At 71.5% G+C, this 5990-nt stretch carries 7 protein-coding genes; 4 read left to right on the forward strand and 3 right to left on the reverse strand.

Annotation, left to right across the window (positions count from 1 at the left end):
- Positions 1–63 (reverse strand): DUF5710 domain-containing protein (locus AC0CYZ_RS07905; protein ID WP_472214021.1); only part of this gene is annotated, 63 nt, incomplete at its 3' end.
- 191 nt (positions 64–254) lie between these two features.
- Here AC0CYZ_RS07905 and AC0CYZ_RS07910 point away from each other — a divergent pair.
- Positions 255–686, forward strand: coding sequence for a hypothetical protein (locus AC0CYZ_RS07910; protein WP_472214012.1), 432 nt, complete (start codon positions 255–257; stop codon positions 684–686).
- Positions 687–717: 31 nt separating this feature from the next.
- Here AC0CYZ_RS07910 and AC0CYZ_RS07915 read toward each other — a convergent pair whose 3' ends face one another.
- Positions 718–1089: a histone-like nucleoid-structuring protein Lsr2 gene (locus tag AC0CYZ_RS07915; RefSeq protein ID WP_472214014.1), complete on the reverse strand. Its 372-nt coding sequence runs from the start codon at positions 1087–1089 to the stop codon at positions 718–720.
- Positions 1090–1621: 532 nt separating this feature from the next.
- Entirely contained in the window at positions 1622–2644 is a 1023-nt protein-coding gene (locus AC0CYZ_RS07920) for an SMP-30/gluconolactonase/LRE family protein (protein ID WP_472214016.1), read from the reverse strand.
- A 165-nt stretch (positions 2645–2809) separates the two neighbouring features.
- Between AC0CYZ_RS07920 and AC0CYZ_RS07925 the strand changes: the two genes are divergently transcribed.
- From AC0CYZ_RS07925 to AC0CYZ_RS07935, 3 genes are read left to right on the forward strand one after another with little or no spacing between them, the layout of a single operon-like run.
- A complete protein-coding gene (locus AC0CYZ_RS07925) occupies positions 2810–3142 on the forward strand; it encodes a hypothetical protein (RefSeq protein ID WP_472214018.1) in 333 nt (110 codons plus the stop codon).
- Positions 3082–5418, forward strand: coding sequence for an HAD-IC family P-type ATPase (locus tag AC0CYZ_RS07930; RefSeq protein ID WP_472214023.1), 2337 nt, complete (start codon positions 3082–3084; stop codon positions 5416–5418). The genes AC0CYZ_RS07925 and AC0CYZ_RS07930 overlap by 61 nt, the downstream gene beginning before the upstream one ends.
- Positions 5415–5984 (forward strand): DUF2231 domain-containing protein, encoded by a 570-nt coding sequence (locus AC0CYZ_RS07935; protein ID WP_472214020.1) that lies wholly within the window; start codon positions 5415–5417, stop codon positions 5982–5984. Before AC0CYZ_RS07930 ends, AC0CYZ_RS07935 begins: the two co-directional genes overlap by 4 nt.
- Positions 5985–5990: the final 6 nt, after the last annotated feature.

Below are 5990 nucleotides of genomic sequence, written 5' to 3' on the forward strand. Positions count from 1 at the left end.
CCCGGCCGCCTTGGCCTGCTCCTTCTCGGCGAAGGACACGTCGAGCCAGTGCCGCTCGGCCATCGGTGATCACCTACGCGGTTCACACCCGCGGCGGCGCAGGATGGGGGTCTCGGCGCGGCCGGTCGGGTGGCCCCCTGCTCGACCGGCCGCGTCGGGCCCCGACAGGCATTCGGCGTTCCAGAAATTCGCAGGACCGGCTCACGTCGAATGAGAACCGGAAGTGGTGTGCGTCGGTGGATGAGGCATAATCGGTGCTGGTCGACGTCGGGAAGTCGGTGACCCACGGCGAAAGGGTGCAGGCGATGTCCGAAGCATTCGCTGGGTTCATGGATGGCCGCAGCTCACTCCGGTTGGGGCGTTCGGTGCACTGCTTCGGGTGCGGCGCGCCGCCCCGCGACCCTTCCCAGGCCGCCGATCTGGCCACGCCATGGCTGGTGCCCGCCGACGACGGGTCGGTCCGGATCGCCCGCTATTGCGCGACATGCGCGCCGGGCGGAACGGTCGGAGAAATCGAATGCGCCGGGTGCGGGGACGGTCCGCTGCTCGCCGGTGAGCTCGCCGAGGCTGACCTGCTGACCGGCGCGGTGATCGATGCCTGGCTCGCGGCGAGCGGCTGGCGCCCGGTGGGGCCCTGGTGCCCGGACTGCGACTCCGCGGTCCACGAGCCCCACCGGCGGACCTAGCAGCCGGGGTGAGCGGCTGCTGCTCGGCAGGTCAGTGGGCCTTGTGGTAAGCCTCGGTGACCTCGGCGGGGATGCGGCCGCGCTCGGAGACGGTCATGCCCTGGCGGCGCGCCCACTCCCGGATGGCCTGGTTCTGTTCGCGGTCGACTGAGGCCCGCCCGGTCTGTCGGGCGGCCGCGGGCGTGCTGCTCGGCGGCCGGGCGCCGCGGCCGGTGGAACGGCGGCGGCCTGAGAGGCGCCGGGCGTGGGCAATGTAGTCAGCCAGGGCATCACGCAGCTTCGAGGCATTCGCCTCGGACAGATCGATCTCGTAGGTCGTACCGTCGACGCCGAATTCGACGGTCTCGTCGGCCTCGCCCTCGTCGAGGTCATCGACCAGGGTCACCGTGGTTCGTTGAGCCATACCAGCGAGTGTAGGGCCACATGAATACCCGACGCCCGGAAACCACCCATCTAGAAACCCGGGGGCCACTTCGCTGGTCCTCGGGTTCCCGGATGGGTGAGGCGCTCTGGGCCGCGCAGGCCCATGTGCCTTGCGCGCTCCGGGACCTGGTCACCGATGCCGGCCTCGAAAAGTGCTACGAGCTGGCCTTCGGCGAGGCGATCATCGATGACGAGGACGAACTCGTAGGTCGAGGGCGCCGTTCCGTTCGGGGTGGTTCCTTCAAGGCGGCACGATCGGATCGTCGCTCCACGGCCGCCGTGTCGATGACGCAGTCGAATATGCACACGGCGCGGGCCGCGGCCTCGGGGTCCGGAATGTCGGTGCTGACTACCATGTCGTCTCCGCAGCGCGTCCAGGCCAGTCGCTCGACTCGGCCTCCGCCACCGGAAGTGACGACGAGCCCGGCCCGTACCGCCTCGCAGAGCGCAGCGCTGAGCCCGGGGTGATGGCGTGGCCGGATGAGTCGCACGTCCGCGGTCGACGACGCTCATCAACTCCCGCGGTGCGACCAGTGCGGCAGCGGTGCGCCTGGCAGTGGGGAGCGGAAGGTGGGTAGGGAGCTTCCGCCGAGCGACCCGACATAGACCGTCTGCAGGTCGGGGCCGCCGAAGGTCACGCTGGCCATGCGGGGCGCGAGGCCGTCGCCGGGTCGATGGGCAGACGTCGGGGCGCCCTCTGCTGCGCCGCGGTGCTCGGCGGCTTGGTCGCCATCCTCCCAGAGAGTCAGCCCCTCCCCTTCGGGGGTGATGGCGACGAGCGTGTCGCGGCTGATGAGGGTGGTCCACAGGTTGCCGTGAGCGTCGAAGGCGAAGCCGTCGGGGTCACCGCCGAGCCGATCGGGGCCGTACACCTCTCGCTCGGTGAGGGTGGCGCCGGGACCGACCCGGAAGCGGGTCAGGTGATCGGCGGCGGTCTCGGCGACGTAGAGGTGGGCGCCGTCGGGGCTGAAGCGCAGCTCATTGGTGCCCTGCAGATCCATGGCGACGACACGCGCCTGTCCGGGCTCCCCGGGCCTCCAGTCGTCGATCACGGCGATGTAGCCGTCGGTCTCGAGGTCGCGGGCCCGGAAGCGTTGCCACGCCTCGGCCGAGGCGGTCACCGAGAACCACAATCTCCCTTCGTGGTCGATCGCGGGGAAGTTCGCCTTCCCGATCGGCCGCCGCGAGCCGTCGGGCCAGGTCACGGTGTCGGCGAGCAGGGACCGGTGACCGCTTCGCGTCAGGTGCTCGACGAGATTCGTGCCGAAGTTCGCGATCACGAAATCCCCCTGCGCGTCGAAGCACAGGCCGTTGGGCATCGAGAAGCCCTGGTTGCCGTCAATGATCGGGTTCTCGTCGGGGGCGAAGGGCCCGCCTGCGTCGAGGGGGCGGATCAGTTGCTGAGCACCGTCGGGCGCGATGTGCATCACGCCGCCGAGGTCGGCGACAAACAAGTCGCCCGAGGGCTGGGCGAGAATGCACTCCGGTCGTCGCAGGGCTCTGCCGGTAAGGGTGATCCGCGCCTGGACCTTCAAACAGCACCGCTGACTCCGACGCGAGCCGGCCTGAGACAGGCGGGTCTGCTTCGCCCCGCCGTCCCGCGCCGGGACTCGTGCCGTCTTACCTGATTCCGACCCGGACCTCGTCGGGAGTACACCTCCGTCGATCACGGTCGGCCCGCCGTCGACGAGGGGAAGTGAATGCCCGCACCCACGGGTCTGTCCGAGCACGAGGCGCGTGAGCTCGCCCGCGCGGGAAAGGCCAACACCGCGGTCTCGGGGTCCACCCGGACCACGGGCCGCATCCTGCGCACCACGGTGTTCTCGTTCTACAACAACACCCTGTTCGTGATCGGCTTCGCGCTGCTGGTGCTGGGCCGCTACAGCGACGCGCTGGTCAGCCTGGGCCTGGCATCATCAACGCCGCGCTGGCGGCGTTCCAGGAGCTGCGCGCGAAGCGCCAGCTCGACCGGCTGCAGCTGCTGGCTCGTGAGCCGGTCACCGTCGTGCGCGACGACGCGGAGCGCAACGTGATGCCCGCCGAGGTCGTCGAGGGCGATGTCGTGGCCGTGCGCCAGGGCGGGCAGATCATCGTCGACGGACCGGTGATCACCCTGGCCGACGGGGCCGACCGGCTCGAGGTCGACGAGTCGTTGCTGACCGGTGAGTCCGACCCGATCCCCAAGGCCGAGGGCGACCTGCTGCTCTCAGGGAGCTTCTGCTCGAGCGGCGCCGGGCTGCAGCGGGCCACCGCGGTGGGCGCGCAGAGTCACGCCGGTCGTCTCAGCCTGGCCGCCCGGGCCGACACGACCGGGCTCACCCCGCTGCAGTGGCGCATCGAGCTCGTGGTCCGGCTGCTCATCACCCTGGTGGTGCTGATGAGCGGCGCGATCCTCGCCCAGTCGCTGCTCGAGGGCTCCACGGTGCTGCGCTTCGTGCAGACCTCGGCGGTGCTCTCCGGGCTGGTGCCCTACGGGCTGTTCTTCCTCGTCGCGGTCGCCTACAGCGTCGGGGCGGCGCGGATCGCCGGGCGCGGCGCGCTGGTTCAACAGGTCAACGCCGTCGAGGCCGTCAGCCGGGTCGACGTGGTGTGCACCGACAAGACCGGCACCCTGACCACCGGCCGTCTCGCCCTGGCCGAGCTGCTGCCCGTGGACGGCTCGCTCGGCGACGCGGACACCGGTCAGAAGCACCACGTCGGGCCCGACGATGTCCGTAGTGTCCTGGGCGCGTTCGCCCGCTCGGTGTCGGCACCGAACGCGACCACCGCCGCCCTGCTCGGTGACGAGTCACTGCCCGGGACCGCGGGAGCGGTTGCCGACGAGGTGGAGTTCCGCTCGGCGCTGCGCTGGAGCGGGGTCACCTACACCGACGGCGCGGGCCCGCCGACCGTCGTGCTCGGGGCCCCCTCGAGCCTTCGACCATCGCTGGTGGACGCGACCGAGGTCATCGACGAGCTCGGCAACCAGGCGCGTGCCCTGGCCGACGAGGGGCTGCGGGTGCTCCTGCTCGCCACCTCCACCGGCGGGCTCCGCGACGCCGAGGACCGCCCCGCGCTGCCCGCCCTGCACGCGGTCGTGCTCGTCGCCCTGGCCGACGAGCTGCGAGACGGCGTCCAGGACGTCCTCGCCGGCCTGGCGAAGGAGCACGTCGCGGTGAAGGTCATCTCCGGCGACGACCCCGACACCGTCGCCGCCCTCGCCCGCCGCGCCGGGCTGAGCGGGTCGGCGATCTCCGGGCCGGAATTGGCCCAGCTCGTCGGTGTCGGGGACGCGTTCGACGACGCCGTCGATGCCCACGCGGTGTTCGGCCGCGTCGCGCCGGAGCAGAAGGAACAGATCGTCAACGCGCTGCGCCGCCACGGTCACCAGGTCGCGATGGTCGGCGACGGCGTCAACGACGCCCGGGCCCTCAAACGAGCCCAGGTGGGCGTGGCGATGCGCTCGGGGAGCACGGTGACCCGCGACGTGGCCGATATCGTCCTGCTCGACGACTCGTTCACGACGCTGCCGCCCGCTCGCACCGAGGGCCGGCGCATCATCGCCGGGGTCGGCACCTCGATGTATCTGTTCCTGGCCCGGGTGGCCACTCAGATGCTGGTCATCCTCACCGTCACCCTGCTCGGGCTCGGCTTCCCATACACCCCGACACAGGTCGGGCTGACCCTGTTCACCGTCGGCCTGCCCACCCTCTTCCTCACCGTCTGGGCCCGGCCCGGGCCGCCCCGCGAGGACCTGCTGGTGTCGCTGGCGCGCTTCGTGCTGCCGCTCAGCATCCTCACCGCCGGGTTCGCCACCGCGATCTACGCCTTCCTTTACCAGCTTGTGCCCGGAGCTCTGACCGGCGCCGCGGTGCAGCCCGCGGTCGTCGCTGCCTTCGAGGGCTACACCGGGATGGGCGCCTCGGACCCCGGCTTCGTCGTCGCGTCGGCGACCATCGGCGCCCAGTCCGGCCTCTCGGTCTTCGTCTCGGCGACCGCGATCCTGCTCATCCTGCTGCTCGAACCACCGCACCGGGTCTTCACGGCCTGGACCGGGGTCAGCCCCGACCGGCGACCGCTGCTGCTGGCCCTGGCCTTGTTCGCCGCCTTCGCGGTCGTCCTGGCCGTGCCGGTCACCCGCACCTACTTCGGGCTCACCGCGCCCGACCCACCGGTGATCTACACCGTCGTCCCGGCCGTGGTGCTCTGGTTCGTCACCCTCAGCGTCGTGCTCCGGTTCGGGGTGCTCGAGCGGGTCCTCGGCCTTGGCGTCCTCGACCGGGACATTGCGCCCCGGCCCCTCACCCCGACCGCTCTGGAGGGTTCATGACGACCATCAACGGGCTGCCCGCCCACATCCTGCTGGTCCACGCCGTGGTGGTCCTGATTCCGCTCAGTGCGTTGCTGCTGGTGCTCGTCGCGATCTGGCCCGCGGCCCGAACCCGGCTGGTGTGGTCCACCGCCGTGCTCTCGGCGCTGGCCCTGATCTCGGTGCCGCTGACCACCGACGCGGGGGAGTGGCTCGAGCGCCGCGTCGCCCGCTCCGAGCTGGTGCGCACCCACACCGAGCTCGGGGACTCCATGCTGCCGTGGGCGATCGCGCTCGCCGTCGTCGCCCTGGTCGTCCTGGGTCGCCACCTCTATTCGGGCCGGGCAGTCGTGGGACGCCACGAGGGGCCGGGGACGGCGCTCGCCGAGAGCCGGCGGTCGACGGGCGACCCTCAGGTCGGGGGCCTCGTCGCCACCATCGGAGTCGCGGTGATCGCTCTCGTCGTCGCCGTGGGTTCCGTGGTCACCGTCTACCGCATCGGTGACTCGGGTGCTCGGGCCGCCTGGACCGGCCAGTTCAGCGAGCAGGCGCAAACCCCTCCGGGCGGCCCGCCCCCCGGCTCCTAGGACCCG

The sequence above is a fragment of the Actinomycetospora sp. genome, assembly GCF_055612215.1.